Here is a 26,913-nt window from a genome sequence, read left to right as displayed (position 1 = left end):
AATCGACCAGGGCGGGCACGGTTCCGCTTGATCGGCCCCCGGTCGATCGCTGTCGGCGGGGTCAGCGCCCGCCCTCGTCGAGGGCGGCGCGCAGGGCCCGGAAATCGCGCCAGGCGAGGCGTTTCTGCAGCGGTTGGCGCAGCAGGTAGGCCGGGTGCAGGGTGGCGAGCAGCCGGATCTCGCGCCGCCCGGTGCGGTAGGGGAACCAGCGGCCGCGCGACTTCAGGATGCCGTCCTTGGTGCCGGCGAGCGCTTGCGTGGCGACGCCGCCGAGGCAGACCAGGATGTCGGGATCGGCGAGCGCGATCTGCCGCTCGATGAACGGCTTGCAGGTCGCGAGCTCCTGCGGGGTCGGGTTGCGGTTGCCGGGCGGGCGCCAGGGCACGACGTTGCCGACATAGGCGTTGCTGCGGTCGAGCCCGACCGCCGCCATCATCCGGTCGAGGAGCTGGCCCGACCGGCCCATGAACGGCTTGCCGACCCGGTCCTCGTCGGCCCCCGGGGCCTCGCCGACGAACATCACCCGCGCCTGCGGGTTGCCGTCCGCGAAGACGAGGTTCTTGGCGGTGAAGCGCAGCGCGCAGCTCTCGAACCGGGCGAGCAGGCCCTCCAGCTCCTCCAGGCTCGCGGCGGTGGCGGCGAGCTCGCGCGCGTCGCCCGCGGCCTCGCCCGGGGCGGCGGCGGCAGAGCGGCCGTAGGTGCTGGGCGCTTCCTGTCGCGGGAGGGCTTGGGGCGGGAGGGCTTGGGGCGGGAGTGCTTGAGGCGGGAGGGCTTGGGTTGGGAGATCTCGGCGCGGAGGTTCCGGACGCAACGATTCCTGGCGCGGCGCCTCGTCCCGCGCGAAGGCCGGATGGTCCGGCTCGGGCGCAGGCTCGGCCCGCCGCGCCGGTGCCCCGGCCTCCGCCCGCGCGGCCCGGCGCGGCGCCTCCGGCTCGGCGAAGCGGTCGTGCGGCGTCTCGTCCAGCACGGCGTCCACGCCCGCCGCGACGTGAAAGTCGAGGAAAGAGAGAAGGTCGCGGCTGTCGGGAGCGTCGGGTGCCATAAGTATGATGTGGCGTGCCGAGCGGCTGTGGACAACGGGCGCGACATGACGCGCACAGGCATTCTCGCGCGCGGGGCCCAGGGGCGGTCGCTTGCACCCGGGGACACGCCGTCGCACGGTCCGGCCGAGGGAACCGCTTGAGGCGGCCCGAGATCGTTTATATGTGAACTATTGCAAGACCTGAGGGAGGGACGGGATGGAGCTGCCGGAACGCGAGGCGATGGACTTCGACGTGGTGATCGTCGGAGCGGGCCCGGCCGGGCTGGCTGCCGCCATCCAGCTCAAGCAGCTCGCCGCCGAGGCCGGCACCGAGGTCTCGGTGGTGGTGGTCGAGAAGGGCAGCGAGGTCGGCGCCCACATCCTGTCGGGCGCCGTCATCGACCCGAGCGGCCTCGACACGCTGGTGCCCGACTGGCGCGAGGACCCGGACCGCCCCCTCAAGACCGAGGTGGTGAAGGACGAGTTCATGTTCCTCGGGCCGGCCGGCGGCATCAGCATGCCGAACATCGCCTTCCCGAAGCTGATGAGCAACCACGGCAATTTCGTCGGCTCGCTCTCCAACGTGACGAAGTATCTCGGCCGCAAGGCGGAGGAGCTCGGCGTCGAGATCTATCCGGGCTTCCCGGCCGCCGAGATCCTCTACGACGAGGCCGGCGCGGTGGTCGGCGTCGCCACCGGCGACCTCGGCGTCGCCCGGTCGGGCGAGGCGCGCGACGACTTCACCCGCGGCATGGAGCTGCGCGCCAAGTACACGGTGTTCGGCGAGGGCGCCCGCGGCTCGCTGACGAAGAAGCTGATCGACCGCTACCGCCTCAACCAGCATTCCGACCACCAGAAGTACGGGCTCGGCGTCAAGGAGCTGTGGCAGGTCAAGCCGGAGAAGTTCCGGCCCGGGCTGGTGCAGCACTCGATGGGCTGGCCGCTGCCGAACAAGGCCGGCGGCGGCTCCTGGCTCTACCACTTCGACGATCACCTCGTCTCGGTCGGCTTCGTCACGCACCTGAACTACGAGAACCCGACCCTGTCGCCGTTCGAGGAGTTCCAGCGCTTCAAGACCCACCCGATGATCCGGGACGTGTTCGAGGGCGCCAAGCGCATCGGCTACGGCGCCCGCGCGATCATGGAGGGCGGCTGGCAATCGGTGCCGAAGCTCGTCTTCCCGGGCGGCTGCCTCGTCGGCGACTCCGCCGGCTTCGTCAACGTGCCGCGGATCAAGGGCTCGCACAACGCGGTGCTGTCGGGCATGCAGGCCGCGGGCGCGATCCACGAGGCTTTGGCCGCGGGCCGGGCCCAGGACGAGCTGACCTCCTACGAGGAGGGCTGGCGCTCGAGCCCGATCGGCTACGACCTGAAGCGGGTGCGCAACGTCAAGCCGCTCTGGTCGAAGTATGGCACCCTCGTCGGCGTGGGCCTGGGCGGCCTCGACATGTGGTTGAACGAGCTCGCCGGGCTGTCGCTGTTCGGCACGCTCAGCCACGGCAAGCCGGACTATGCCTGCACCAAGCCGCTCAAGGACGTGAAGCCGATCAAGTACCCTAGGCCCGACGGGGTCCTGACCTTCGACCGCCTCTCCTCGGTGTACCTGTCGAACACCAACCACGAGGAGGACCAGCCGGTCCACCTCCAGGTCAAGGATATGGGCCTGCAGAAAGCCTCCGAGCACGACGTGTTCGGCGGACCGTCGGCCCGCTACTGCCCGGCCGGCGTCTACGAGTGGGTCGAGGAGGGCGGTGCGCCGCGCTACCAGATCAACGCGCAGAACTGCGTCCACTGCAAGACCTGTGATATCAAGGACCCGAACCAGAACATCAACTGGGTGACGCCGGAAGGTCCGGGCGGTCCGAACTACGTGAACATGTAAGAGTTCGTTCGCCGCCGCGGGCGCCTCGAGGCGAGGCGTCCGCTCTTCTTCCCGTCGGGCAGATTCCCACCCGGCGGGAGCTTTCGGAAAAATCCGTTTCGGAATCGAGCGCGGATCCTCTCTCCCACCCGGGAGGGGAGGAGCCGCGCTGATTCATGTCTCCGGACGAACCTGCCGTACAGGGGGAGGCGGCGCCCGTTTCCGCAGGGGAAATCCCTGCTACCCTGCCGCGATGACCGCTGCTCCTCCTCCCGTCCTCGACACGCCTCGCCTCCACCTGCGCCTCGTCGCGCCCGAGGATGCGGAGGCGACCAGCGCCCTGATGACCCAGGCGGTGAGCCGGTGGCTCGCCTCCTGGCCGATACCCTTCACCGTCGCGATGGCACGGGAGCGGATCGCGACGGCGCGGGCGCTGGCCGCGGCCCGGCAGGCGCTCTCGCTGGCGGTGACCGCCCGCGGCGACGGCGAGCTTCTCGGCTGGGTCATGCTGCACCGGACCGGCGACGACCCGCGGACCGCCACCCTCGGCTACTGGCTCGGCGAGGCACATCACCGCCGCGGCTACCTGCGCGAGGCGGCCGCTGCCCTGCTGCCGGTCGCCGTCGCGTGGCTCGACCTCGACCGGATCGAGGCCAGCGCCCATCCGGAGAATGCCGGCTCCTTCGCGGTCATGCGGGCCTGCGGCATGGCCTTCCGGCGCGAGGCGGTGATCCACGCGCCGGCGAGGGGCCGCGACGAGGTCGTGCACGTTCACGGCGTCGAGCGCGACGGCCTCACTCCGCCGTGAGGCACAGCTCGAACGTGATGCAGGCGGCGTTGGCGCCGCGGAGCAGGACGCCCTCGTGGATGGCGCCTCCGACATCCACGACCGCGATGTCGAGACGAGCGACCGCCCCACCGTCCGGTCCCGGCCGTACGAGCCCGTCGCGGATCCACACCTCGCTCGCGTCGGTCGGGATCACCCGCCCGTCGGCGAAGGCGGGCCGCACGATGCTGCCGATGCCGCGCACCCGCGCCGCCGGCAGCCCGTGCATCCGGCACGCCGCCTCGATCGCCGCGTGGATCTCCTCGTTCGGCTGGATCTTGAGCAGCAGGCAGCCGGCCTCGCCCTCGGACGAGGACGCCGGGGTGAAGAGCGAGAAGTTGGTCTCGGCATCCGGCTCGACCCTCCACGCCGCGCCCGCCGTGCCCCAGGCCTCGGCCCGGACCGGCCCTGACACCACGACCTCCGCCGGCAGCAGGTGGCCGGCGCGGCGGCGCCCGTCGGCCTCGATCCAGGCCCCGTGGACGTGCAGGAAGGGCGCACCGTCGCGCTCGCCGAAGGTGACGCTCGCCCGCTCCAGCCGCGTCTCGCCCGCCGGACGGAAAGTCTCGCTGTAATAGGCGGCGTAGCGCGGATCGGCCGAGAGGGCCGGCATCACGTAGGCGAACGGGGAAAAGCTCCCGCCCGCCAGGTGCACCACGCCGCCGCGCATCCCGGCCTCGCCGAGCGGACCGGCGACGGCGTCGAGCAGCGTGCGCCCGGGGGCCAGATCGAACGAGTGCCGGATCGCGCCGCCGGCGGCGGCGAGCCAGCGCGCGGCCCGCGCGGGGCCCGGCTGCGCGAGGGTGGCGAAGGGCGGCGTCCCGGTCCGCATCGGGGCCGCGCTCACCCTTGTGCCCCCGATCCTTGTGCCCCCGATCCTTGCGCCTTCCCGCCGAGGAGGCCCGCCGCTTCCAGCTCCTCGCGCACCATCTTCTTGGTGATCTTGCCGTAGCCGGATTTCGGCAGCGACTCGCGTAGGATGACCCGGCGGGGCAGCTTGTAGCGGGCGACCTTGTCGAACAGGAACGCCATCACGTCCTCCTCGGAGAGCGCCATGCCCTCCCGGGGCACGCAGACCGCGATGCCGATCTCGCCCCAGGTCGGGTCCGGCACGCCGAGCACCGCCGTCTCGGCCACCGCCGGGTGGGCGAGGATCTTCTCCTCGATCTCCCGCGGGTAGATGTTGGAGCCGCCCGAGATGTACATGTCGGAGGCCCGCCCGGTGATGTAGAGGAAGCGCTGCGCGTCGAGGTAGCCGAGGTCGCCGGTGCGGAACCAGCCGTCGCGGAACGCGTCGGCATTGGCCTTGGGGTTCTCCCAGTAGCCGGCGAAGACCGCCGGGCCGCAGACGCAGATCTCGCCGGTCTCGCCCGGCCCGACCTCGCGGCCCTCCGGGTCCTGGATCTGCACCTGCATGCCCGTGCGCTCGAAGCCGCAGGTGCCGATCCTCACCCCCGGCCCGTCCTCGGCCTCGTGCAGGGCGGGGGGCAGCACCGTGATGTTGCCGGTGACCTCGCCGAGGCCGAAATACTGCACGATCACCTTGCCCAGGCTGCGCAGCGCCCGCTTCTGGTCCTCGCGGTACATCGGCGCGCCGGCGTAGATGATGTAGCGCAGGGACGAATGGTCGTTGGCCTCGACCGCCGGGTGCTCGACCATCATCTTCAGGATCGTCGGCACGGTGAACATGTTGGTGACGCGGTGGCGCGCCACCAGACCCCAGACTTCCGCCGCGTCGAAGCGCTCGGAGGCCGGCAGCACCGAGGTCACGGCGCGGGCGACCTGCGCCACGGCGTGCACCCCGGCCCCGTGCGAGAGCGGCGCCACCACGAGCGACGCGTCGGTCTCCGGCGCGGTGCCCGGCATCAGGTCGCAGAGGTGGTTGGTGATGACGAAGGCCATCTGGCCGTGGGTCAGCACCGCCGCCTTCGGCTTGCCGGTGGTGCCGGAGGTGTAGAAGAACCAGCACGGGTCGTCGTGCTCGACCGCGACGTCGGCGATCCGTCGCCCCTCGCCCTCGGCGACGAGGTCCTCGTAGGCCTCGCCCCCGGCCGGGCCCTCGCCGATGACGACGACGTGGGCGAGCGCCGGGCAGGCGGCGCGCACGGCGGCGACGTGGTCGGGATAGTCGGCGTGGCACAGGAAGGCGGTGGCGCCCGACTGGCCGGCCAGGTAGGCGACGTCGTCGGGCATCAGCCGGAAGTTCGTCGGCACGAACACCGCGCCGAGCCGGAACGCCGCGTACATGATCTCCAGGATGGCGTTGCCGTTGCGGGCGTGGACCAGCAGCCGGTCGCCCTTGGCGATGCCGCGGGCGGAAAGCGAGGCGGCCAGCGCCGACACCCGGGCGTCGAACCGGCTCCAGCTCCAGCTCCGCTCGCCCCACACGATCGCCGGGTGGTCCGGATGACGCGCGGCGGCCTGGGTGAGGGAATGGGCGAGGTTCATCACCCGGCGCGACATCGGTCTCATCGGGCGCCCTTCCGGCTCCGGATGCTCTGGCTCTTGATGCTCACGCGAGACGTCCTCCCTGGTGGCGCCGGCCGTTTCGGCTCGTTGCGCGTCGGGGGAGCTTACGCCGGTCCGGGGGCCGAGCGGAAGCGCGGGTGTCGCATGGCCGGCGTCACGACCCGCGCGACTTGAAGCTGAGCCGGTGGTGCGGGGTGAGGCCTTCAGCCCCCATCGCGGCCCGGTGCGCGGCGGTGCCGTAGCCGACGTTGCGCTCCCAGGCGTAGGCCGGGTGGCGCAGGGCTAGCGCCCGCATCAGCCGGTCGCGCACCACCTTGGCGACGATCGAGGCGGCGGCGATCTGCGGCACCAGCCGGTCGCCGCCGACGAACGCGCGGCAGGGCAGGGGCAGGCCCGGAGGGACGTCGCGCCCGTCCACCGCCACCTCCGCCTCGAGCCCGAGCCGCCCGACGGCGCGGCGCATCGCGTCGAGGGTGGCGGCGCGCACGTTGATCCGGTCGATCAACGCGCGCGAGCCGCCGGCGAGCGCCACGCGGGACGCGGCCCGGATCTGCGGCGCCAGGCGCTCGCGGGTGGCGGCGTCGAGGCGCTTGCTGTCGTCGAGGGCTTCCAGCAGGTCGGGCGACAGGGCCGCCGGGTCGAAATGCACCGCCGCCACGATCACCGGGCCGCACAGCGCGCCGCGGCCGACCTCGTCGCAGCCGATGACGACGGGATAGCGGGCGGCGTTGCGGGCGTCGAAGGGGCGCATCGGGTGGATCTGCCGTGATTCCGGTCGCGAAATCCATCCCCTGCAATCGGTGAAGTTTTCAACCGGGGCCTGCGGCGCGATGATCCGCGTCGATGAAGGCGCGCCCACGCGCCCGTTCCCGGCACGCGGCGTACGCCCCCGGTCTCCGGCCGCGTTCGGCCCGGGTACAATCCAGGAGGTACGCCGCCCATGAAGGTCGCCCTCGCCGTCGCCGCGCTCTCCCTCGTCCAGCCGACGCATTCCTGGTACCCCTACGAATGCTGCTCCGACCAGGATTGCGAGCCGGTCTCCGATGCCGTCGAGGTGCCGGGCGGCTACCAGACGCACGGGATCTTCGTGCCGATGGCGAAGGTGCGGCCGAGCCAGGACGGGCGCTACCACTGGTGCCGCCGCGGCTCCACCGTGTTCTGCTTCTTCGCGCCGCTGGCCGGCTGAGGCGGTCCCTCCTTGGCAGGCCGCGTCGGTCCTGGCACCAGGGGCGACCGGGCGCGCTTGCCGCCCAGCGAGGCAAGGAGGAGGACGCATGACCACGCCGCCGCGGCAGAGCCGCATCCTGGCGCTCGTCTTTCCCGTCGCGCTCCTGGCCGGGGCGCTGGCGGCCGGGTTCTGGACGCTCGACCACTTCCGGGCGACCCGCGCCCGCGCGCTCGCGGCGCAGATGTGGATGCAGCCGTAACTCCCCGGTGCAGGCACCGGCCCCCGGCTCAAAAAAGGGACCGCGCTCCGGAGAGGCGGCCCTGAAGTCGTTTGGGTCTCGAAACCTCTGGAGGAGGCCCGGCCCGCCGGCATCGCGGGGGCTGGGGGGCTGGGTACCGGAGCGGCCGGCGGACCGGGCCAAGAGGTCGGTTCCTGCCTACGCGCGCATCAAGGCCGGCGCAGGGCGCGATTGCGGCATTTTGTGGGCGGAGGCGGCCATTCCTTCGCATTTCCGATTCGTAACGGCGAGATACCGGCGCGCTGTCGCTCCGGCGCAACCCTTGCGAGGCCGTATCGCGGATCCCATCATGGTCTGGCCGGCCCTTCGCCGGCTCACTGCGCCGACCCGACGGTACCCCCCGACGGCGCGAATCACCCCCACAGGCAGAGTCACCCCGACGGACAGGAGGAGCGATGAGCGAGGGAGAGACGACCGAGAGCTGGAGCGCCGGCGCCGGGGCCCACGTGGTGCCCTTCCCGCGCGCCGCCACCGCGCCGCAGGTGTCATTCCATCGCGACGAGCTGCGCGTCATCCTGAACCTCTACGGCCGCATGGTCGCCGAGGGCGAGTGGCGGGACTACGCGATCGACTTCACCCGCGAGAAGGCGGTGTTCTCCATCCACCGCCGCACCTCCGAGCGGCCGCTCTACCGCATCGAGAAGGATCCCCGCCTCGCCCGCCGCCAGGGCGCCTACGCGGTGGTCGCCGAGACCGGTCGCATCCTGAAGCGCGGGCACGAGCTGGCGCAGGTGCTGCGGGTGCTCGAGAAGCCGCTCCGGGTGGTGTGAGGGCGCTCGACGCGCCTTGAACCCTCCCCGCGGAGAGGGGAGGGCGCGAGCAGCGCCGTGCTCCTCCCGAACCATCCCTTAACGCTCCCGCGCATCGCCCCGCCCTTCATCCCCCGGCAAGCATCTTTGCCAACCGGAACGACAGGTTTCCCGGCGGATTATCGCTCGGCTGACAAGGTCACGCTCGAGGACCGCAGGGATGCACAAGCAGAGTGGATGGGCCGCGGCGGCGTTCGTCGCGGCGACGATGGCGGCCGGGCCGGCCGCCGCGCGGGAGCTGGTCGCGTTCGACGCGGCCGCGGAAGCCGGCACGGTGGTGGTGCGCACCGCCGAGCGGCGTCTGTACTTCGTCAACGGCGACGGCACGGCGATCCGCTATCCCGTGGCGGTCGGCCGGGCCGGCAAGCAATGGACCGGCTACGCCCGCATCGACGGGAAGTACCTCCGGCCGGCCTGGTCGCCGCCCGACGAGGTGAAGCGGGACAATCCCCGCCTGCCGGACGTGATCGCCGGCGGCTCGCCGAGCAACCCGATGGGCGTCGCGGCGCTGACCCTCGACCGGGGCGAGTACGCGATCCACGGCACCAACCGGCCGGGCTCGATCGGCACCTTCGCGTCCTACGGCTGCATCCGGATGTACAACCAGGACGTGGCCGACCTCTACGGCCGCGTCCAGGTCGGCGCCACCGTGGTGGTGACGCGCTGACGGGAGGGCCGGCTACGCGTCCCGCCCGTGCACCTGCGCGGGCGGCGAGGTCGCCTCGACCGCCGTGAAGGTCTCGAGGATGCGGTAGGTGTGCTCGGCGCCCGCCGGCACCAGCCAGGAATCCCCCGGCTCCAGCCGCACGCTCTGGCCCTCGACCTGCAGCTCGGCTCGGCCCTTGATCACGTAGCCGACGGTCTCGTAGTCGCGCGCCGCGCTCGGCTTGTCGTCGGTCGGCGGCTCGTCGACCCACAGCCGCATCGCGACGTGCTTGCCCGATGCGAGGTAGCGCTGGCCGTCCGGCCCCTGCGGCGACTGCCCGCCGGACACCTTCTTGATCGTCGTGTCGCCCATGGTTTGAGCTCCTGTCGGGGCACGTATCCCCGCGCCGGGGACGTCGCGACCCCAACGGGGGCGAAGGGGCGACGTTCCCGCGTCCCCTCGACCGCGCCACGTCAGCGCAGGGACGCCGCGATCGCCCGCTGGATGCCGCGGATGTCGGCTCCGCGCTTGAGGGTGCGGCCGATCGGGTCGGGCCGGCCCGAGACCCAGATCGTCAGCTCGGAATCGAGGTCGAAATTGCCCGCGTTCTCGATCGAGAACGAGGTGATCGCCCGGTAGGGCACCGTGAGGTAGGACACCTTGCGGCCGGTCACGCCCTGCTTGTCGACCAGGATCATCCGCCGGTCGGTGAAGACCATCAGGTCGCGGATCACCCGGAACGCCACCTGCACGGTCTCGCCCGGGACCAGCATCCCGTCGAGTTCCTGGGCCACCGCCTCCGGCGCCGCGTCGCTGCCGTGGCCGAGCAGCCCGTCGAGCAAGCCCATTCCCGCCTCCCTTGGAATCCGCCTCAGAAGTCTGTCGCCAGGCCCTTCACCTCCCAGTCGTCGTAGCGCACCGGCTCGAGGCCGCCGCGCCCGTTGATCTCGCGCTCGCGCCGGATCTCCTCGGCCCGGGCGTCGATCTCGGCCCGGCGCGCCTCGGCCTCGGCGAGGGCGCGCTCGGCGGCCGGCGACAGGGTCTTGCGGGGAGGGGCTTCGCTCTCGCTCATCGGTCGACTCTTGGTGGGTCCGCGCCTTGCGAGGCGGCGCTTGCATCTCGGGCGGCCGGATGCCACCCCGGCGCAAGGGCCGCCGGTCCCTCCGAGGTGGAGGGCGCCGGGGGCAGCGTCAAGGTCGCGGCGGTCGGCTCGGAGCCCCGTCGTGCGAGGTGGCCCGGGATTTCCGCGGGAGCGGGTCCATCAGCGGGCCGTGCAGGGGATTGTGTCGCAGTGGGGATGGATGGACAGCACACCGAGGTCGCCGGCCTGCCGGCGCGGCGCCTCGCCTGGGGGACCGTGGCGGACCTGCTCGGCAAGAACCGCGGCACGGCGCTCGAGGACGCGATCGAGCCCGCCGTCCAGCGCGCGGTGCTGCCGCCGCAGGATGCGGGCCTCGCCCGCGCCATCGCCACCACGACGTTCCGCCATCTCGGCGTGATCCGCCACGCGCTGCACGGGCGGCTCGCCAAGGGCCTGCCCGAGGACCAGCCGGGCCTCGTCGCGCTTCTCGCCACCGGCGCGGCGCAGATCCTCTACCTCAACGTCCAGGACCACGCCGCCGTCGACCTCGCGGTGCGCCTCGCCAAGTCCGAGCCCGGCCTGCAGCACCTCGCCGGCCTCGCCAACGCGGTCCTGCGCCGGATCGCCCGCGAGCGCGACGAGATCCGCCGGGAGGGCGACGCCGAGCCCCTGCGCCTCAACACGCCGGACTGGCTCGCGCGGCGCTGGATCACCGCCTACGGCGAGGAGACCGCCCGCGCCATCGCGGCCGCCAATGCCCGCGGGGCGGGGCTCGACCTCACCCTGCGCCCCGGCGCGGCGATCCCGGAGGGGCTCGAGGGGCGGCGCCTGCCGGGGTCCTTGAGCCTGCGCCTCGACGACGCCCGCACGCCGGTGCCCGAGCTGCCGGGCTTCGCCGACGGCGCCTGGTGGGTGCAGGACGCCGCCGCGGCGCTCCCCGCCCACCTCCTCGGCGTGCGCCCGGGCGAGCGGGTCGCCGATCTCTGCGCCGCGCCCGGCGGCAAGACCGCCCAGCTCGCCGCGGCCGGTGCCGCGGTGCTGGCGGTCGACCGCTCGGGCCCGCGCCTGCGCCGCCTCGCGGACAACCTCGCCCGGCTCGGGCTCTCCGCCGAGGTGCAGGCCGTCGACGCCCTCGCGCTGCCGGAGGACCGGCCCTTCGACGCGGTGCTGCTCGACGCGCCGTGCAGCGCCACCGGGACGGTGCGGCGCCACCCCGACGTGCCGTGGGCGAAGGGCGAGGGCGATCTCTCCCGCCTCGTCGGGCTCCAGCGCAGGCTCCTCGACAAGGCGGCGCGGCTCACCCGCCCGGGCGGGCGCCTCGTCTACTGCACCTGCTCGCTCGAGCCGGAGGAGGGAGAGGCGCAAGGAGAGGCGTTCCTCGCCCGCCACGCCGACTTCGTCCGCCGCCCGATCGCGCCGGAGGAGGTCGGCGATCCCGCCCTCCTCACCGCGTCCGGCGACCTGCGCACCCTGCCGTCGCACTGGCCCGACGAGGGCCGCGGCGGCCTCGACGGGTTCTACGCCGTGCGGCTGGAGCGGACCGGCGCGTGAGGCGGGCCCGGAACCTGTTCACAGGGCGATCCCGCGGTTTGACCGCGCGATGATCCTTGACCAAACCTTGACGAGCGCCGCCGTCGTCGGGCGACGGCCGGCGGGCAGGAGGTGGCGTGGGTTGGGGGCCTGACCGCTGGCGGTTCTACCGGCTCGTCGGGCACGAGGCGGGACGCACCTTGCGGGGTGCCGCCGTCCGCGCGACCTCGCGCCCCTCGGCGCTGGCGCGCCTGCGGCCGACCGGCCTCGTCATCGCGCCGCAGGACCTGCGCACCAGCGACGCCACCATCGCGGCCGACATCTATGCCGGCCTGTTCGTGTTCGCCGGCCGGGCGCTCGCCACCGGCGGCCGCTCGCCGTTCGACTTCGCGACGCCCTCGACCCAATGGGGCGAGGAGCTCTACGGCTTCGGCTGGCTGCGCCACCTGCGCGCCGCGGAGAGCGCGCTGTCGCGCTCCAACGCCCGCGCCTTCGTGCAGGACTTCATGGCGGGTCGCGGCGACCAGGCCCTGGCGCAGCGCCCGTCGGTGGTTGCGAGGCGGCTGATCTCGCTCCTGTGCCAGTCGCCGCTGGTGCTGGAGGGCGCCGACCACGTCTTCTACCAGGCGTTCCTGCGCCAGATCGGGCGCTGCACCCGGACCCTCGACCGGTCCCTGCGCCGCGGGATCCTGCCGCGCGACCGGCTCGTCGCCGCGGTGGCGCTCGCCTATGCGGGCCTGTGCTGCGAGGGCTTCGACCCGGTGCTCCGCCGGGGCACGCGGCTCCTGCACCGCGAGCTCTCCCGCCAGATCCTGCCCGACGGCGGCCATCGCAGCCGCGACCCGGGCTTCGCCAAGGACCTGCTCCTCGACCTCCTGCCCCTGCGCCAGAGCTTCCTGAGCCGCGACATCGCCCCGCCGGAGGCCCTGCTCAACGCCATCGACCGGATGCTGCCGCTCCTGCGCCTCCTGCGCCACGGCGACGCCTCGCTCGGGCACCACAACGGCATGGGGGCGACCGCCGCCGACCAGCTCGCCACCCTGCTGGTCTATGACGGCGCGCTCGCCAAGCCGCTGATGCACGCGCCGCATTCCGGCTACACCCGCCTCGAGGGCGGGGGCGGTACCCTGGTGGTGGCCGATATCGGCCCGGCGCCGCCACCCGCCTACTCGGCCGCGGCGGGGGCCGGCTGCCTGTCGTTCGAGCTCTCCTGCGGGCCGCAGCGGCTGGTGGTGAATTGCGGCATGCCGGCGACCGGCGAGGAGATGCGCGAGCTCGCCCGGACCACCGCGGCGCACTCCACCGCCTGCCTCGCCGATACGTCCTCCTGCCGCTTCCTCGGCCTGTCCCAGCCGGGCCTGATCCACCCGCTCGCCACCTGGCTGAAGCGCCGGATGGGGCCGATCGTCGTGCGCGGGCCCGTCGAGGTCGCGGTCGAGCGCGGCACCGACGCGGCGGGCGCGAGCGTGCTCGCCGCCCGCCACGACGGCTACGTCCCGACGCTCGGCCTGCGCCACGAGCGGCGCTGGCGCCTGCACCCGGATGGCGGGCTCCTCGAGGGCCATGACGGCTTCGTGCGCGACCCGTCGGCGCGCGGCGATCCCGGGGCCGGGGTCGAGGCGGCGATCCGCTTCCACCTGCACCCGACCGTGCGGGCGAGCCGGGTCGGGCAGGGCGTGCGCCTCGCCGGGGCCGGCGCGCCCTGGCTGTTCGAGGCCGACGGGATCGACCCGGTCATCGAGGAGAGCGTGTTCTTCGCCGCCCTCAACGGGGCCCGGCGCACCGAGCAGATCGTGCTCCACCTCACCGTCGGCGACGGCACCCGGGTGGCGTGGCGCTTCCGGCGGCTCGCCGAGTAGGCGCGGGCGGCTCGAAGAGCGGCCGGCCGGCGCCGCATTCGAAAAAATTCCTTCTCTCATCCATTCGCGGGTTGTTCGCCCTCGAATGAGCGTTCTTCGCCCAAGGCCCCGTGCTATGGTGCGTCACCTTGGTCGGCATCTGGCGGGAACCCACGGGATGAAGCTGGATGCGCCGACGCTGGTGACCGTGACGGTCTTCGTCACCGTGGTCATGGGGGCCCTGTACCTCCTGTCCTGGAGCCAGACCCGGCGGACCCGGGCCCTCGGCTTCCTCGGCACCGCCCAGGTCTCGGGCGCGCTCGCGGCCACGCTGTTCGGCCTGCGCGGGCTCGTGCCGGACTGGCTGTCGATCGGGCTCGCCAACGCGGTCATGCTCGCGGCCTTCGGGCTGATCTGGGGCGGCGCCCGTTCGTTCGAGGGACGGCGGATCGCCGTCCTGCCCCTCGCCGCCGGCCCGCTCGTCTGGCTCGCCGCCTGCCTCGTGCCGCCGTTCTACGCCTCGCTCGGGGCGCGGGTGGTGCTCGCCTCGGCGATCGCCGGCCTGTACTGCGCGCTCGCCGCGCGCACGCTGTGGCACCATCGCGGCGAGCGGCTGCCGTCGCGGGCCCCGGCGGCGATCCTGCTCGCCAGCGAGGCGCTGCTGATCTGGACGCGGATCCCCGCCACCCTGGTCCTGCCGGCGCCGCCGGTCGGCACCCCGACCGATCCGTTCTGGGTCGCGGTCCTGTGCTTCGTCGCCCTGCTCTACTCGGTGGCGGTCTCGGTGCTGTTCATGGCGCTCGCCAAGGAGCGGCTCGAGGCCGAGCAGCGCCGCGTCGCCGAGACCGACCCGCTCACCGGCATCGCCAACCGCCGGGCCCTCGGGGCGGAGGCGCGCCGCGTCCTGGCGGCTGGGCCGGTCGCCCTGCTGCTGTTCGACCTCGACCACTTCAAGCGGGTCAACGACACCTTCGGGCACGCCGTCGGCGACGCGGTGCTGGTCGGCTTCTGCGCCGCCGCGGGCCAGGTCCTGCCGGAGGGGACCGCCTTCGGCCGCCTCGGCGGCGAGGAATTCGCCTGCCTCCTCCCGGGCGCCGGCGCGGCCCGGGCGGTGGCCGTCGCCGAGACCGTCCGCCACGCCGTGGCGGCGATGCGCCCCGACCTGCTGCCGGGCCTCTCGGTCACGGTCAGCACCGGGATCGCCGTGGGCGCGGGCGAGTTCGAGACGCTGCTCGGCCTCGCCGACCGGGCGCTCTACCAGGCCAAGGCGCAGGGACGCGACCGGGTGGTGCTCGCCGGGCCGGAGCTGCGCCGGGTGGCGTGAGGCGCCGCCGGGTCCCTCGCCGGACCCTCGGCGCGCCGCCCGCCCTGGGGGCCTGGAGGTGCGATCCGGTGCGGGACGGTGCCACTCGGCTGCGCATCGTGGGCTGACAGGCCCTCCTGCTCCACGCCCGTGCTGTATCCCGGCGCCTGCTCGTCCGGCGCCGACAGCGAGGACATCTTCCGCGTCATTCCGGGGCCGCGCAGCGGAGCCCGGACCGACCTGGCGGATTTTCCAGTTCCGTCGCGCGAATCATCGCTGGATGGGGGGCGCCGGCAGGATGAAGTCCCTCAATCCCCCTCACGCGGCCCCTCAATGCGTCGCGGCCCCGGCCGGTGCCGGAGTACCGGGCTCGGCCGGCCCGTGCGCCGGGACGTGGACCGGCGCCGGGCGGCGGCGGGAGAACAGCAGGATCAGCACCGGCAGGATGACCAGGATCAGCGCCGGGGCGAGGCTCATGCCGCCGACCACCACGAGGGCCAGGGGTTTCTGCACCTGCGAGCCGACGCCGGTCGAGAAGGCGGCCGGCAGCAGGCCGACGCCGGCGACGACGCAGGTCATCACCACCGGGCGCATCTGGGTGGTGCAGGTGCGCAGCATCGCCTCCGCCCGTTCCTCGCCGCGGGCGAGCAGCGCGTTGTAGTGGGTGAGCACGATGATGCCGTCCATCACGGCGATGCCCAGCAGCGCGATGAAGCCGATCGCCGCCGAGACCGAGAACGGCGTCTCGGTGACCGCGAGCGCGACGATGCCGCCCGCCACCGCCATCGGGATCACGGAGAGCGCCAGCAGCGTATCGACGACCGACCCGAAATTGACGAAGAGCAGCACCGCGATCAGCAGGATCGCGAGCGGCACCGTCACCGAGAGGCGGGCGAGCGCACCCTGCATGTTGTTGAACTCGCCGACGAGCTCGAGCCGGTAGTCCGGCGGCAGCTTCACCTCCTGGGCCACGCGCTCGCGGGCCTCGATGATGGTGCTGCCGAGGTCGCGGTCGCGCACGCTGAACTTCACCGGCAGGTAGCGCTCCTGGCCCTCGCGGTAGATGTAGGCGGGCCCCGAGACCACCGCGACGTCGGCGACGGCGCTCAAGGGGATCTGCACCGTCACGCCGTTCTGGTTCTGCCCGGCGATGCGCAGGTTGCGGATCGCCCCGACGCTCTGGCGGTACTGCGAGGCGAGCCGCACGATGATCGGGTAGTGGCGCTCGCTGCCGGTATCGTAGAGCTCGCCCGCCGCGTCGCCGCCGACCGCGGTGCGCACCGTGGTGTTGATGTCGCCGGGGGTGAGGCCGTAGCGGGCGGCGCGGATCCGGTCGACGTCGATCTGCACCGTCGGCTGGCCGAGGGAGGTGAAGACGCCGAGATCGGTGACGCCGGGCACGCGCTTCAGCACCGCCTCGACCTGGCGCGCGACGTCGGTGAGCGTCTGCAGGTCGGGCCCGAACACCTTGAACGAGTTCTCGCCCTTGATGCCCGACACCGCCTCGGCGACGTTGTCCTGGAGATACTGCGACAGGTTGAACTCGACGCCCGGGAACTCGGTCCGCAGCCGCTCCAGGAGCGCGCCGGTCATCGCGTCCTTCGTCATGCCCTCGCGCCACTGCTCGGCGGGTTTGAGCGGCGCGAAGAACTCGCCGTTGAAGAAGCCGGCGGCATCGGTGCCGTCGTCGGGCCTTCCGTGCTGCGAGACCACCCGCTCGACCTCCGGCACCTCGGCGATCACCCGGCGGATCCGGTTGACGTAGAGGTTGCCCTCCTCGAGCGAGATCGTCGCCGGCATGGTGGCGCGAATCCAGAGGTTGCCCTCCTCGAGCTTCGGCAAGAATTCGAGGCCGAGGTTGCGGCCCTCCACGGCGACGCCGGCGAAGATCAGGCCGGCGAGGCCGAGGGTCAGGGTGCGGTGGGCGAGCGCCGCCCGGATCACCGGCCGGTAGAGCCGGTCGAGGGCGCGGACGAGCAGCGTCTCGACCTCGTGGATGTGCTCCGGCAGCAGGTAGGCCGAGAGGACCGGCGTCACCGTGAAGGTGGCGATGAGGCCGCCGAGAAGCGCGTAGGCGTAGGTCTGGGCCATCGGCCCGAAGATGTTGCCCTCGACGCCCGACAGCGTGAACAGCGGCAGGAAGCCGGTGACGATGATGATGGCGGCGAAGACGATCGAGCGGCTGACGTCGGAGGAGGCGAGCGAGATCAGCCCGAGCTTGCGCTGCATGCCCTTGGCTCCGGCGAGGCTGTGGGGCAGCGGCGGCCCGTGGCCCGAGAGGCGCCGGAAGATCGCCTCGACCATGATGACGGTGCCGTCGACGATCAGGCCGAAATCCAGCGCCCCGACCGACAGGAGGTTGGCCGATTCGCCCCGCACCACCAGGATGATGACGGCGAAGAACAGCGCGAAGGGGATCGTCGCCACGACGATCAGCGCGCTCCTCAGGTTGCCGAGGAACAGCCACTGCACGACGAGGATCAGCAGGATGCCGACCATCATGTTGTGGAGCACCGTGTGGGTGGTGACGGCGATGAGGTCGGCGCGGTCGTAGATGCGCTCGATGCGCACGCCCGGCGGCAGGATGCCGGCGGCCTCGATCTTCGCGACCTCGGCCTTCACCGCCTCGATCGAGGGGGTCGAGCGCTCGCCCCGGCGCATCAGCACGATGCCCTGGACGATGTCGTCGTCCTCGTTCATCCCGGCGATGCCGAGGCGCGGCTGGTGGCCGATGGTGATGGTGGCGACGTCCTTCACCAGCACCGGCGCGCCGCCCGACTGCGACAGCACCGTCTCGCCGATGTCGTCGACCGAGCGGATCAGGCCGACGCCGCGCACCACCGCCGACTGGCTGCCGAGCGTGATGCGGTTGCCGCCGACGTTGAGGTTGCTGTCGTTGAGGGTCTTGACCACGCCCGACAGGGTGAGCCCGTGCGCCATCAGCCGGTCGAGGTCGACGCCGATCTCGAAGGTCTTGGTCTTGCCGCCCCAGCCGATCACGTCGATGACGCCCGGCACCGCGCGGAAGCGCTTGCGCAGGACCCAGTCCTGGAGCGTCTTCAGGTCGAGCACGCTGTAGCCGTCCGGCGCGACGAGCTTGTAGCGGAAGATCTCGCCGATCGGGCTCACCGGCGAGATCGTGGGCTTCGCCCCGTTCGGCAGCCCGTCGAGCTGGGCGAGCCGGTTGAGCACCTGCTGCTCGGCCTCGCGGTAGCTGTTGGCGAAGCCGAATTGCAGCTTCACGTCCGACAGGCCGTAGAGCGAGACGGTGCGGACCTGCTTGAGGTCGGGCAGCCCCGAGGTGATGACCTCGATCGGGACCGTGATGTAGCGCTCGATCTCCTCGCCCGAGAGGCCCGGCGCCTGGGTGATGACGTTCACCATCGGCGGCGTCGGGTCGGGATAGGCCTCGATGTTGAGGCTCTGGAACGCCGCGAGCCCGCCGACCATCAGGGCCACGAAGGCCAGGACGACGAGGGCGCGCTGGCGCAGCGCGAGGCCGACGATGCCGGTCATGGCCGTTTATCCGGGTGTGCGGGATCGAGGGGGCGGGGCGCGTGTCAGCTCTGGGTCGACATCCGGTCGATGAAGAGCGAGCCGCGGGAGATCACCCGCTCGCCTTCCGACAGGCCGTTGAGGATCTCGACGGTGGAGCCCTCGACGATGCCGGGCTTGATCGGCCGGTTCTCGACCGAGTTGTCGGCTTTCAGCACCCAGACGCTGGCCTTGTTGCCCTCGAGGATCACCGCGGCGCGGGGCACGGCGTGCGACAGGGTCTCGCGCTCGTTGATGATGCGGACGCTGGCATACATCTCGGGCTTGAGCAGGCCCTGGCGGTTGTCGATCTCGGCCCGCACGGTGATGCGCCGCGTCGTCGGGTCGACCGAGGTGCCGATGAAGTTGATCCGGCCCTCGAAGTCGCGCTCCGGATGCGCCGGCACGCGGAACAGGATCTTCTCGTTCATCTCGACCTTCGACGCGTCGGCCTCGCGCAGCTGCGCCACCAGCCAGACCTTCGACAGGTCGCCGATGATGTAGGACGGCTCGCCGCCCGAGCCGACATACTGGCCCGGGCCGATCTTGCGCTGGATGATGGTGCCGCTGAGCGGCGCGTTGATCGGCGTGTCGGGGTTGATGGCCGAGCCCTTCTGCAGGGCCGCCATGTCCTCGTCGCGAAGCCCGAGGATCCGCAGGCGGTTGCGCACCGCCTCGAGCCCGACCTCGGCGGTGCGGTTGTCGTTGGTGGCCGACGTCAGGTCGTTCTGGGCGACCTGAAGCTCGCGCAAGGTGGTGGTGCGGGTCTCGTAGAGGTCGCGCTGGCGCTTCTCGGCGGCCTGCGCGAAGGTCAGCTGCGACCGGCTCTTGTTCAGCACGTTGAGCGCCGCGAGATAGTCGTTCTGGGCCTGCACCATCTCGTTGGCCTGGACCGAGAACAGCGGCTGGCCGCGCTTCACCTGCTCGCCGGTGCGGGCGAAGATCGCGATCACCCGGCCGGGATAGGGCGAGAAGACCGGCGTCGCCATGTACTCGTCGACCCCGATCTTGCCCTCGGTGGCGATCTCCTCGAAGAACCGGCGCTTGACCACCGCCTCGCTCGTCACCGTGGCGAGCTGGGAGGCGGAGAGGGTGAAGGCCTTGCCGGCCGCCGCCCGGGCCGGCACGTCCGCGAAGGTGGCGATCGGCTCCTGGCGGTGACCCGGACGCAAGGTGGAATAGGCGAGGACCGCCCCGGCGGCCACGACGGCCAGGACGACGATCTGAAGGCTCGGTCTCAGCGTCCGGGGCATCGCGTGTCACACTCTTCATGGGCGGGCGCGCCGCTGCGGCACGAGGGGGATGACCGATCGGCAACCCGCCGGCAACACTTAGCGAATTTTGTTGACGCAAGCGTGAATGAAAATAGGCCCCGAACGGATCCGGGTCCGCTGTGCTGCCCGCGATACACTCGGCCGCATTAGATCGACCGTACTAGATCGACGATACGATGGACACCGAGGCGTGATGCCGGATCGTCCTCGGCTCACGTCTCCGGCGCGAGCAGGGCGGCGACCCTCGCCGCGAGATCCGCGGAGGGGAAGGGTTTCTCCAGCACCGCGAAATCCGCCGGGATGCGGGCCGCCTCGGCGTGGCCGGTGACGAGCAGGAACGGCAAGTCCGGCCAGCGCTCGCGCACCGCCTCGGCGAGGTCGAGGCCGCTCATGCCGGGCATCGCCAGGTCGGCGACGACGAGGTCGAACCGCTCCGCCGTGAGGCGCTCGAGCCCGGCCTCGCCGCTCGGCACCGCGACCTCGTCGTAGCCGAAGCCGTTGAGGAACGAGGCGGTGACGTGACGGACCTGGGGATCGTCGTCGACCACCAGGATGCGGGCCCGGCGGGGCGCCGGCGCCGGCGCGGCCTTCGCGGCGGCCGCCGCCTCCACCGCCTCGTGGGAGCGCGGCAGGTAGAGCAGGACCGTGGTGCCGCGGCCGACCTCGCTGTCGATCCGGATCGTGCCGCCGGATTGCTGGACGAGGCCGAACACCATGGCAAGGCCGAGACCCGTGCCCTGGCCGACGCCCTTCGTGGTGAAGAACGGCTCGAACACCCTCCCCAGGATCTCCGGCGGGATGCCGGTGCCGGTGTCGCGGATCGCGACCACCGCGTAGTCGCCGGCTTTCAGGTTCGGATCCTGCAGGTTCGGGTCGGCGCTGGCCTGCACCGTCTCGTTGCGGGTCGAGAGCACGACGACGCCGCCCTCCGGCATCGCGTCGCGGCCGTTGATGCAGAGGTTGAGGATCGCGAGTTCGAGCTGGTCGGGATCGACCTTGGCCGGCCAGAGGTCGTCGCTCAGCTCCCGCTCGACCTGGACGAAGCCGCCGAGGCTGCGCCCGAGCAGGTCGTCCATGCCGCGGATCACCGCGTTGAGGTCGACGACGCGGGCCTGGAGGTCGCGGCGGTGGCTGAAGGTGAGGAGGCGCTTGGTCAGCGCCGCGCCGCGCTGCGCCGCCTGGGTGGCGTTGGTCATCAGCCGCGACAGGCGCGCGTCGCCCGCCACCTTCGGCAGGGCGAGCTCCAGGCTGCCGAGGATCGCGGTCAGGAGGTTGTTGAAGTCGTGGGCGACGCCGCCCGCGAGCGTCCCGAGCGCCTGCATCTTGTCGGCCTGGCGCAGGCGCATCTCGAGGAGGCGCTGCTCGGTGACGTCGCGCTCGATCACCGCGAGGTGGACGACGGCGCCCGCGGCGTCGCGGATCGGCACCCGGGTGACCTGGCGCCAGGTCTGCGCCGCCTCGGGGCCGCCGGCCGCCATGACCTCGGTCGGGGCGCCGGACTCGATCGCGGCCCGGTCGGCGGCCTCCGCCGCCTCGCCCTCGGGGCCGGCGAACTCCGCCTCGCCGCGCCCGAGGCAGGCCGCGACGGACGGGGCGCCGAGGCGCCCGGCCATGCGGGCGTTGAGGCGCAGGAAGCGCCCCTCGGTGTCCTTGAAGGCGATCGCGTCGCCCGAATGGTCGAGGAGGCCGCGCAGCAGGGCGCGCTCGGTCGCGAGCTCGCGGGCGAGGCGGTGGCGCTCGTAGGCGCTGCGCACCGCGTTGCGCAGGAGCGCCGGGTCCCAGGGCTTGGTGATGTAGCCGGTGATGCCGCCGCGGTTGAGCGCCGAGACCACCGCCGAGATGTCGGCGTAGCCGGTGAGCAGGATCGCCTGCGCGTCGGAGATCTCCCGGGCCTGGGCCAGCAGGGCGTCGCCGGTCAGGCCCGGCATGCGCTGGTCGGACAGGATGACGTCGATGTCGGGCTCGGCGGCGATCAGCTCCAGGGCCTCGGCCGGCCGGCTGGTGGTGAGCACCCGGTACTCGTCCTCGAAGAGATCCTCGAGGGCGACCAGGATGTCCGGCTCGTCGTCGACCGCCAGGATGGTGCCGCGCACCGTCGAACGCATCGCCTCGCCCGTCGCACCCATGGTCATGCGGACTGCCTCGGAATGCTGATCACGAAGCAGGCCCCTCCCTCCGGCGCCGATTCCACGGACAGCTGACCGCTATGCGCCTGCACGACGCTGTACGCAATGGCAAGGCCGAGCCCGGTGCCGGATCCGACCGGCTTCGTCGTGAAGAACGGCTCGAAGATCCGCTCGCGCAAGGCCTCCGGCACGCCCGGGCCGGTGTCGCAGATCCGGATCACGTCGTGGCCGTCCCGGATCGCGGTCTCGATCGTGATGGTGCCGTCGTCCGGAATCGCGTCGGCGGCGTTGCCGAGGATGTTCATCACCACCTGGTTGAGCAGGGCCGGCGAGCAGCGGATCTCGGGCGCGCCGGCGAAGTCCTTGCGCACCGCGATGCGGGTGCCGAGCTTGTGCTGGATCAGCGCCAGCACGTTCTCGATCGCGTCGGGAACGTTCACGGTCTGCATCTCGCCCTCGTCGAGGCGCGAGAACTTGCGCAGGTTGACGACGAGATCCTGGATCCGGGACAGCCCGAGGCGCATCGACCCGACGCGGTCGCGGGCCTTGTCGAGGGCGCGCCGGTAGGGGGCGTCCGGCGGCGCCGCGCCCGCGACCTCGCCGATCAGGCGCTCGACCGTGCCCTGGTGGGCGAGGATGAAGGCCAGCGGGTTGTTGATCTCGTGGGCGATGCCGGCGACGAGTTCGCCGAGCGAGGCCATCTTGGCGGCCTGGACGAGCTTGGCCTGGGTGTCCTTGAGGCGGTGGTTGGCCTGTTCGAGGTCGTGGTTGGCCTGCGCCAGCGCGCCGGCGAGCGCCGCCTTCGCCTCGGCGGCGGCGGCCTCGGCCTTGGCGCGCTCGGCGGCGAGCGCGTGGCGGCGCACCTCGTCGGCGACGCGCCGGTCGTCCTCCTCCAGGAGCTTGCGGCGCACCAGGGTGCGGACCCGGATCGCCAGCAGGTCGGCGTCGGCGCCTTTCGCCACCACGTCGTCGGCCCCGGCCGAGAACGCCTCGACGAGGAGATCCTTGCTCGACGAGGCGGCCGAGCCGATGCCGACGAGGTAGAAGCCCGGCGCGCCCGCGCCCGTCGCCGCGCCGCGGAGCGCGTCGATCCGGCGGCACAGCGCGATCGCGTCGAAGCCGCTGCCGAGGAGATCGACGGTGACGCAGTCGAAACCCTCTCTTGCGAAGCCCTCACTCGCGACCCCCTCGCCCGTGCCTTCCAGCGCGGCCATCGCCTGCTCGGGCCCGTCGGCGGCCACGACCTCGTGGCCCTCCTGGCCGAGCAGGGCCGAGAGGTAGGCCCGGAAGGTGGCCGAGCCGTCGACGACGAGGATGCGGGCGCGCCGGAAGCTCGCGGGGCGGCCCGGCTCGTCCGCCGGCACCGCGGCGCGCTCGCGCAGCAGCGCCCGGATGCGCAGGAGCAGGAGGTCGCGGTCGGCGGATTTCGGCACGTAGGCGTCGGCGCCGCTCTCCAGCCCCTGGCGCTCGATGTCCCGCCCGCTCGCCTCGGTCAGCATCAGCACCGGCGTCGCCCGGGTGCGCATGGCGAGCCGCATCTGCCGGGTCAGCTCGTCGCCGTTCATCCCCGGCAGGTGGTAATCGGCGACGACGAGGTCGGGCAGGCCGTGGTTCATCGCCTCGAGGGCGGCCTCCGCGGTCGCGTGGCGCGTCACCGCGAAGCCGCTGCGCTCCAGGAACAGGCGCAGCTGCAGCGCCTGGGTCTCGGAATCCTCGACCAGCAGGATGCGGGGCGCGGGTGCCGGAGACGCCGTCACGGCGACGGGCCCGGCTGCACCGCCCGCTGGATCCGCGGGGCGATCAGGTCGAGGGGCAGCACGCTCCCGGCGGCCTTGAGGCGCACCGCCGCCGCCGGCATGCCGTAGACGACGGCCGAGCTCTCGTGCTCGGCGATGGTGGCCGCCCCCGCGAGGTGCATGTCGAGGAGGCCCGCCGCGCCGTCCTCGCCCATGCCGGTCAGCAGCACGCCGAGGCCCCGCGGCCCGGCCGAGCGGGCGACGGAGCGGAACAGGAGCGTGGCCGACGGGCGCTGCCCGCCGACCGGCGGCTCGTCGAGGAGCGCGAGGAGCCCGCCCGGCCCGAGGGTCAGGTGACGGTCGCCGGGCGCGACGTAGACGTGGCCGGGCAGGGGCCGCACGCCCTCGCGGGCGATGACGACGGTGAGCGGCACGACGCCATTGAGCCAGTCGGCGAAGCCCTCCATGAAGGCCGCGCCCATGTGCTGGACAAGCAGGATCGGCAGCGGGAAGTCGGCCGGGAGGCCCCCGAGCAGCTTGGCGAAGGCCGGCGGCCCGCCGGTCGAGGCCGCCACCGCGAGCACGCTCGGGGCCTGCGTCGCCGGGATCGGGACGGCGAGGCCCTGGGCGCCCGCTCCGCGCCCCTCGTCCCGGGGACCCAGGCGCTCGGCGCCGATCGGGCGGCGCCGGATCACCGGCACCTGGCTCATGATGCGCAGCTGGGTGCAGATCTGGTCCGAGATCGCCTCGTAGGCCCGGTGCCCGGTGCCGACCGGCTTCTCGACCACGCTCAGCGCCCCGGCCCGCAGGGCGTTCATCGAGATCCTGAGCGAGGAATCCTCGATCGCGTCGGCGACGACCACGATCGGGGTCGGGCGCTCGGCCATGATCCGCCGGGTGGTCTCGAGCCCGTCAATGCCCGGCAGGCGGATGTCCATCGAGATGACGTCGGGCTGGACCCGGTGAATCTCCCGCAGGGCCTCCTCGCCGGAATCGACCGCGGCGACGAGGGCGAGCCGCGGGTCGCGGCTGACGATGTGGGCGAGGAGCTGGCGGACCACCAGCGAATCCTCCACCAGCATGACGCGGACGGGGGCGCTCACAGCAGCTGACCGATCGTGTCGAGAAGCTCGCGCTGGTCGAACTTCTGCTTGGTGATGTAGGCGTCGGCCCCGAGATCGAGGCCCCGGCGGATGTCGGCGGGATCGCCGCGGGAGGTCATCAGGATCACCGGCAGCCGCGTCAAGCCCGGATCGGCCTTGACCGCCTGGAGCAGGCCGAACCCGTCGAGGCGCGGCATCTCGACGTCGGCGACCACGAGGTCGACCTCCGGACCGTCCCGGCGCAGGCGGTCGAGGGCGTCCTGGCCGTCGACGCAGACGAAGACCCGGTAGCCATGCGCCTCCAGGATGCTCTTCTCCAGCGTCCGGGTGGTGATCGAATCGTCGACCACGAGCACGGTCGGCACGCGCCGGGTCCTGCGCTCGGGAGCGGCGACGGGCGCCGCCGCCACCAGCCCGCCGACCCGGGCGCGGGCGCACAGGCCGTCGGGATCGAGGACGAGGGACGGGGTCTCGTCGGCGAGCATCACGGTGCCGGACATCAGCGCGGGATCGCCGCCGAGGGGCGGGGCCGGGCCGACGAGGAGCACGCGCACGTCGCGGAGCCGGTCGACCGCCACGGCGCAGAGCGACGCGCCGCAGCGCAGGAGGACGGCGCGCACGAGGCCGTCGTGGAGGGGAAGGGGGGCGACACCGGATCCGAGGAGCGACGCGAGGGGAACGAGCGGCACGATAACGTCCCGTCCCCCCTGCTTGATCCGTGCCGCCGGCTCGCCCGCCACGGACGCGAGGTCGCGGTCGGAGAGGCGCAGGAGCCCGGCGACGGCGCCGCTCGGCAGGCCGAAGGTCTGCGGCGCCTCGCCCGGCCGCAAGGACGCCTCGACGAGCAGCACCGGCTGGCGGGCGGCCGAGAGCGGCACGGTGATCGCCACCTCGGTCCCGTGGGGCTCCGCCGGCCGCAGGGACGCCTGGCCGCGCAAGGCGCGCGCGGCCTCGGCCACCACCGACAGGCCCATGCCGCGGCCCGCGATCCGGTCGATCGCCGCGGCGGTGGAGAAGCCCGGCGCGAAGACGAGGTCGAGGATCTCGTGGGGCGTGGGCTCGGCCCGCTCCGGCACCAGCCCCTGGCGCCGCCCGGTCTCGAGGATGCGGGCGAGGTCCGGGCCGCGGCCGTCGTCGCGCACCGTCACGACGAGCCGGCTGCCCTTCGAGGCGACCGACAGGGTGACGGAGAGGGCCTCCGGCTTGCCGGCGTTCCGGCGCGCGTCCGCGCTCTCGGCGCCGTGGCTGATCGTGTTGCGCAGGGCGTGCAGCACCGGGTCCTTGAGCGCCTGGAGCAGGCCGCGATCGACCTGGAGGTCGAGGCCGTGGAGCCGCACCTCCACCGGCAGCCCGGCCTCGCGGGCGATCTCCCGCACCATCCGGCCGTAGCCGCCGAACACCGTCTCGGCCGGCACCAGCAGCAGGCGGTCGGCATCGTCGCGCAGGCGCCGCAGGGCGGTCTCGACCGCGCCGGTGCTGCGGCTCTGCACCCGGGCGAGGCCCGAGATGCCGCGGATCACGCCCCGGAGGTCGCCGTCGAGGCGGCGCACCCGGTCGACGAAGCCGTCGAGCGCCGCGCCCGCCGGGTCGCCCGCCTCGCGCAGGCGGCGGGCGAGCGCCACCATCTCGCCGGTGCGCCCCTGCACCGTGTCGACGCTGCGCCGCAGCGCCCGGGCGCCGGATTCGAGGCCCGCCACCGCCGCCCCGACGACCTCCTGGCCCTGGAGCACGGCGCCGAGATCGTGCACCGCCTTCGACAGCTCCTCGACCTGGTCGCTGGCGATGCGCAGGTAGGCGATGCCGGCCTCGTGCGCCGGCGGCGCGGGATCGGACGCCCGCGGGGCGGCCGGCTCCGGCTCGGGGCTCGGCTCTCGCGCAGGGCCGGGCTTCGCCTGCGGGATCGGCGCGCCGGACAGGCAGGCGTCGAGGGCCGCGATGGCGTCCCCCGGCGCCTCGGGCTCGGGGTTCCCGGGAAGGCCCGCCACCAGGCCCTCGATCCGGTCGAGGGCGAGGTCGACGACGCCCGCGGTCGCCCGGTCGAGGCCGGCGCGGCCCTGCACCACCCGGTCGAACAGGGCCTCGAGCCGGTGGGCGACCTCCTCCACCGCCGGCAGGTCGACGGCGCGCGCCGCCCCCTTCAGGCTGTGGGCGCGGCGAAAGACGTCGTTCCAGTCCGCGTGGCGTCCCGCCTCGGCCTCGGCGAGGGCCGCGCGGATCGCCGCGAGGTGCTCGCGGTGCTCGGCGTCGAAGGCGGCGAGGAGGAGCTGGCGGATGTCGTCCATCGGCCTTC

General features: G+C 73.0%; 22 protein-coding genes. 9 read left to right on the top strand and 13 right to left on the bottom strand.

Going from position 1 to position 26,913, the window contains the following annotated elements; genetic code table 11:
- Positions 1-61 precede the first annotated feature (61 nt).
- Positions 62-1,042 carry a uracil-DNA glycosylase gene (locus tag DK419_RS18255; RefSeq protein WP_109960350.1) on the bottom strand — a complete coding sequence of 327 codons (981 nt, stop codon included), beginning with the start codon at positions 1,040-1,042 and terminating at the stop codon, positions 62-64.
- Positions 1,043-1,238: 196 nt separating this feature from the next.
- Between DK419_RS18255 and DK419_RS18250 the strand changes: the two genes are divergently transcribed.
- Positions 1,239-2,903, top strand: coding sequence for an electron transfer flavoprotein-ubiquinone oxidoreductase (locus DK419_RS18250; protein ID WP_109960349.1), 1,665 nt, complete (start codon positions 1,239-1,241; stop codon positions 2,901-2,903).
- 232 nt (positions 2,904-3,135) lie between these two features.
- The gene (locus DK419_RS18245) at positions 3,136-3,690 is read left to right on the top strand and encodes a GNAT family N-acetyltransferase (protein ID WP_109960348.1); all 555 of its coding nucleotides are present in this window, start codon (positions 3,136-3,138) and stop codon (positions 3,688-3,690) included.
- Here the strand turns inward: DK419_RS18245 and DK419_RS18240 are convergent.
- The 3 genes from DK419_RS18240 to DK419_RS18230 form a co-directional block, all read right to left on the bottom strand.
- Positions 3,677-4,555 (bottom strand): PPC domain-containing DNA-binding protein, encoded by an 879-nt coding sequence (locus DK419_RS18240; RefSeq protein ID WP_245442521.1) that lies wholly within the window; start codon positions 4,553-4,555, stop codon positions 3,677-3,679. The two genes, DK419_RS18245 and DK419_RS18240, sit on opposite strands and share 14 nt — an antisense overlap.
- Complete coding sequence (locus DK419_RS18235; RefSeq protein ID WP_109960347.1) at positions 4,552-6,180, bottom strand: acyl-CoA synthetase; 1,629 nt, start codon at positions 6,178-6,180, stop codon at positions 4,552-4,554. Before DK419_RS18235 ends, DK419_RS18240 begins: the two co-directional genes overlap by 4 nt.
- 151 nt (positions 6,181-6,331) lie before the next feature.
- Positions 6,332-6,928, bottom strand: a complete 597-nt coding sequence (locus tag DK419_RS18230; protein ID WP_109960346.1) for a ribonuclease HII — start codon at positions 6,926-6,928, stop codon at positions 6,332-6,334.
- A gap of 189 nt (positions 6,929-7,117) precedes the next feature.
- On the opposite strand from DK419_RS18230, the gene DK419_RS18225 reads away from it, so the two are divergent.
- The 4 genes from DK419_RS18225 (at position 7,118) to DK419_RS18215 (ending at position 9,119) form a co-directional block, all read left to right on the top strand.
- Complete coding sequence (locus tag DK419_RS18225; RefSeq protein ID WP_109960345.1) at positions 7,118-7,363, top strand: hypothetical protein; 246 nt, start codon at positions 7,118-7,120, stop codon at positions 7,361-7,363.
- An 88-nt stretch (positions 7,364-7,451) separates the two neighbouring features.
- On the top strand, positions 7,452-7,604 hold the full coding sequence (locus DK419_RS28740; protein WP_162561306.1) for a hypothetical protein: 153 nt from the start codon (positions 7,452-7,454) through the stop codon (positions 7,602-7,604).
- A 434-nt stretch (positions 7,605-8,038) separates the two neighbouring features.
- Entirely contained in the window at positions 8,039-8,413 is a 375-nt protein-coding gene (locus tag DK419_RS18220) for a DUF2794 domain-containing protein (protein WP_109960344.1), read from the top strand.
- A gap of 199 nt (positions 8,414-8,612) precedes the next feature.
- Complete coding sequence (locus DK419_RS18215; RefSeq protein ID WP_109960343.1) at positions 8,613-9,119, top strand: L,D-transpeptidase; 507 nt, start codon at positions 8,613-8,615, stop codon at positions 9,117-9,119.
- 12 nt (positions 9,120-9,131) lie between these two features.
- Here DK419_RS18215 and DK419_RS18210 read toward each other — a convergent pair whose 3' ends face one another.
- The 3 genes from DK419_RS18210 to DK419_RS18200 form a co-directional block, all read right to left on the bottom strand.
- Positions 9,132-9,470 (bottom strand): cupin domain-containing protein, encoded by a 339-nt coding sequence (locus DK419_RS18210; protein WP_109960342.1) that lies wholly within the window; start codon positions 9,468-9,470, stop codon positions 9,132-9,134.
- Between the two features lie 101 nt (positions 9,471-9,571).
- Complete coding sequence (locus DK419_RS18205) at positions 9,572-9,946, bottom strand: PH domain-containing protein (RefSeq protein WP_109960341.1); 375 nt, start codon at positions 9,944-9,946, stop codon at positions 9,572-9,574.
- 23 nt (positions 9,947-9,969) lie between these two features.
- The gene (locus DK419_RS18200) at positions 9,970-10,170 is read right to left on the bottom strand and encodes a DUF1674 domain-containing protein (protein ID WP_109960340.1); all 201 of its coding nucleotides are present in this window, start codon (positions 10,168-10,170) and stop codon (positions 9,970-9,972) included.
- A 225-nt stretch (positions 10,171-10,395) separates the two neighbouring features.
- On the opposite strand from DK419_RS18200, the gene DK419_RS18195 reads away from it, so the two are divergent.
- The 3 genes from DK419_RS18195 to DK419_RS18185 all read left to right on the top strand — a co-directional run bounded on the left by DK419_RS18195 (position 10,396) and on the right by DK419_RS18185 (position 14,871).
- On the top strand, positions 10,396-11,730 hold the full coding sequence (locus DK419_RS18195) for an RsmB/NOP family class I SAM-dependent RNA methyltransferase (RefSeq protein WP_109960339.1): 1,335 nt from the start codon (positions 10,396-10,398) through the stop codon (positions 11,728-11,730).
- A 116-nt stretch (positions 11,731-11,846) separates the two neighbouring features.
- Entirely contained in the window at positions 11,847-13,568 is a 1,722-nt protein-coding gene (locus DK419_RS18190) for a heparinase II/III family protein (RefSeq protein WP_109960338.1), read from the top strand.
- A gap of 157 nt (positions 13,569-13,725) precedes the next feature.
- Positions 13,726-14,871, top strand: a complete 1,146-nt coding sequence (locus tag DK419_RS18185; RefSeq protein WP_109960337.1) for a GGDEF domain-containing protein — start codon at positions 13,726-13,728, stop codon at positions 14,869-14,871.
- 309 nt (positions 14,872-15,180) lie between these two features.
- Here the strand turns inward: DK419_RS18185 and DK419_RS18180 are convergent, their stop codons facing one another.
- The 6 genes from DK419_RS18180 to DK419_RS18155 form a co-directional block, all read right to left on the bottom strand.
- Complete coding sequence (locus DK419_RS18180; RefSeq protein WP_109960336.1) at positions 15,181-18,366, bottom strand: efflux RND transporter permease subunit; 3,186 nt, start codon at positions 18,364-18,366, stop codon at positions 15,181-15,183.
- Positions 18,367-18,410: 44 nt separating this feature from the next.
- The gene (locus DK419_RS18175) at positions 18,411-19,637 is read right to left on the bottom strand and encodes an efflux RND transporter periplasmic adaptor subunit (protein WP_109960335.1); all 1,227 of its coding nucleotides are present in this window, start codon (positions 19,635-19,637) and stop codon (positions 18,411-18,413) included.
- Positions 19,638-19,870: 233 nt separating this feature from the next.
- Positions 19,871-21,790 carry a response regulator gene (locus DK419_RS18170; RefSeq protein WP_109960334.1) on the bottom strand — a complete coding sequence of 640 codons (1,920 nt, stop codon included), beginning with the start codon at positions 21,788-21,790 and terminating at the stop codon, positions 19,871-19,873.
- Entirely contained in the window at positions 21,787-23,541 is a 1,755-nt protein-coding gene (locus DK419_RS18165) for a response regulator (RefSeq protein WP_109960333.1), read from the bottom strand. The genes DK419_RS18170 and DK419_RS18165 overlap by 4 nt, the downstream gene beginning before the upstream one ends.
- The gene (gene cheB / locus DK419_RS18160) at positions 23,538-24,623 is read right to left on the bottom strand and encodes a chemotaxis-specific protein-glutamate methyltransferase CheB (protein WP_109960332.1); all 1,086 of its coding nucleotides are present in this window, start codon (positions 24,621-24,623) and stop codon (positions 23,538-23,540) included. The genes DK419_RS18165 and cheB overlap by 4 nt, the downstream gene beginning before the upstream one ends.
- Positions 24,620-26,905 carry a hybrid sensor histidine kinase/response regulator gene (locus tag DK419_RS18155; protein ID WP_109960331.1) on the bottom strand — a complete coding sequence of 762 codons (2,286 nt, stop codon included), beginning with the start codon at positions 26,903-26,905 and terminating at the stop codon, positions 24,620-24,622. Before DK419_RS18155 ends, cheB begins: the two co-directional genes overlap by 4 nt.
- Positions 26,906-26,913: the final 8 nt, after the last annotated feature.

This window comes from Methylobacterium terrae (genome assembly GCF_003173755.1).
Lineage (GTDB): Bacteria > Pseudomonadota > Alphaproteobacteria > Rhizobiales > Beijerinckiaceae > Methylobacterium > Methylobacterium terrae.
Note: the sequence above shows the minus strand (reverse complement) of the source record. Positions and strands in the feature narration are given on the sequence as shown.

Coding starts and splice junctions, on each gene's coding strand:
- DK419_RS18175 (WP_109960335.1), bottom strand. CDS start 19,637: ATGCCCCGGACGCTGAGACCGAGCCTTCAGATCGTCGTCCTGGCCGTC.
- DK419_RS18255 (WP_109960350.1), bottom strand. CDS start 1,042: ATGGCACCCGACGCTCCCGACAGCCGCGACCTTCTCTCTTTCCTCGAC.
- DK419_RS18200 (WP_109960340.1), bottom strand. CDS start 10,170: ATGAGCGAGAGCGAAGCCCCTCCCCGCAAGACCCTGTCGCCGGCCGCC.
- DK419_RS28740 (WP_162561306.1), top strand. CDS start 7,452: ATGACCACGCCGCCGCGGCAGAGCCGCATCCTGGCGCTCGTCTTTCCC.
- DK419_RS18235 (WP_109960347.1), bottom strand. CDS start 6,180: ATGAGACCGATGTCGCGCCGGGTGATGAACCTCGCCCATTCCCTCACC.
- DK419_RS18155 (WP_109960331.1), bottom strand. CDS start 26,905: ATGGACGACATCCGCCAGCTCCTCCTCGCCGCCTTCGACGCCGAGCAC.
- DK419_RS18195 (WP_109960339.1), top strand. CDS start 10,396: ATGGATGGACAGCACACCGAGGTCGCCGGCCTGCCGGCGCGGCGCCTC.
- DK419_RS18205 (WP_109960341.1), bottom strand. CDS start 9,946: ATGGGCTTGCTCGACGGGCTGCTCGGCCACGGCAGCGACGCGGCGCCG.
- DK419_RS18215 (WP_109960343.1), top strand. CDS start 8,613: ATGCACAAGCAGAGTGGATGGGCCGCGGCGGCGTTCGTCGCGGCGACG.
- DK419_RS18225 (WP_109960345.1), top strand. CDS start 7,118: ATGAAGGTCGCCCTCGCCGTCGCCGCGCTCTCCCTCGTCCAGCCGACG.
- DK419_RS18245 (WP_109960348.1), top strand. CDS start 3,136: ATGACCGCTGCTCCTCCTCCCGTCCTCGACACGCCTCGCCTCCACCTG.
- DK419_RS18230 (WP_109960346.1), bottom strand. CDS start 6,928: ATGCGCCCCTTCGACGCCCGCAACGCCGCCCGCTATCCCGTCGTCATC.
- DK419_RS18220 (WP_109960344.1), top strand. CDS start 8,039: ATGAGCGAGGGAGAGACGACCGAGAGCTGGAGCGCCGGCGCCGGGGCC.
- DK419_RS18210 (WP_109960342.1), bottom strand. CDS start 9,470: ATGGGCGACACGACGATCAAGAAGGTGTCCGGCGGGCAGTCGCCGCAG.
- DK419_RS18180 (WP_109960336.1), bottom strand. CDS start 18,366: ATGACCGGCATCGTCGGCCTCGCGCTGCGCCAGCGCGCCCTCGTCGTC.
- DK419_RS18170 (WP_109960334.1), bottom strand. CDS start 21,790: ATGACCATGGGTGCGACGGGCGAGGCGATGCGTTCGACGGTGCGCGGC.
- DK419_RS18185 (WP_109960337.1), top strand. CDS start 13,726: ATGAAGCTGGATGCGCCGACGCTGGTGACCGTGACGGTCTTCGTCACC.
- DK419_RS18250 (WP_109960349.1), top strand. CDS start 1,239: ATGGAGCTGCCGGAACGCGAGGCGATGGACTTCGACGTGGTGATCGTC.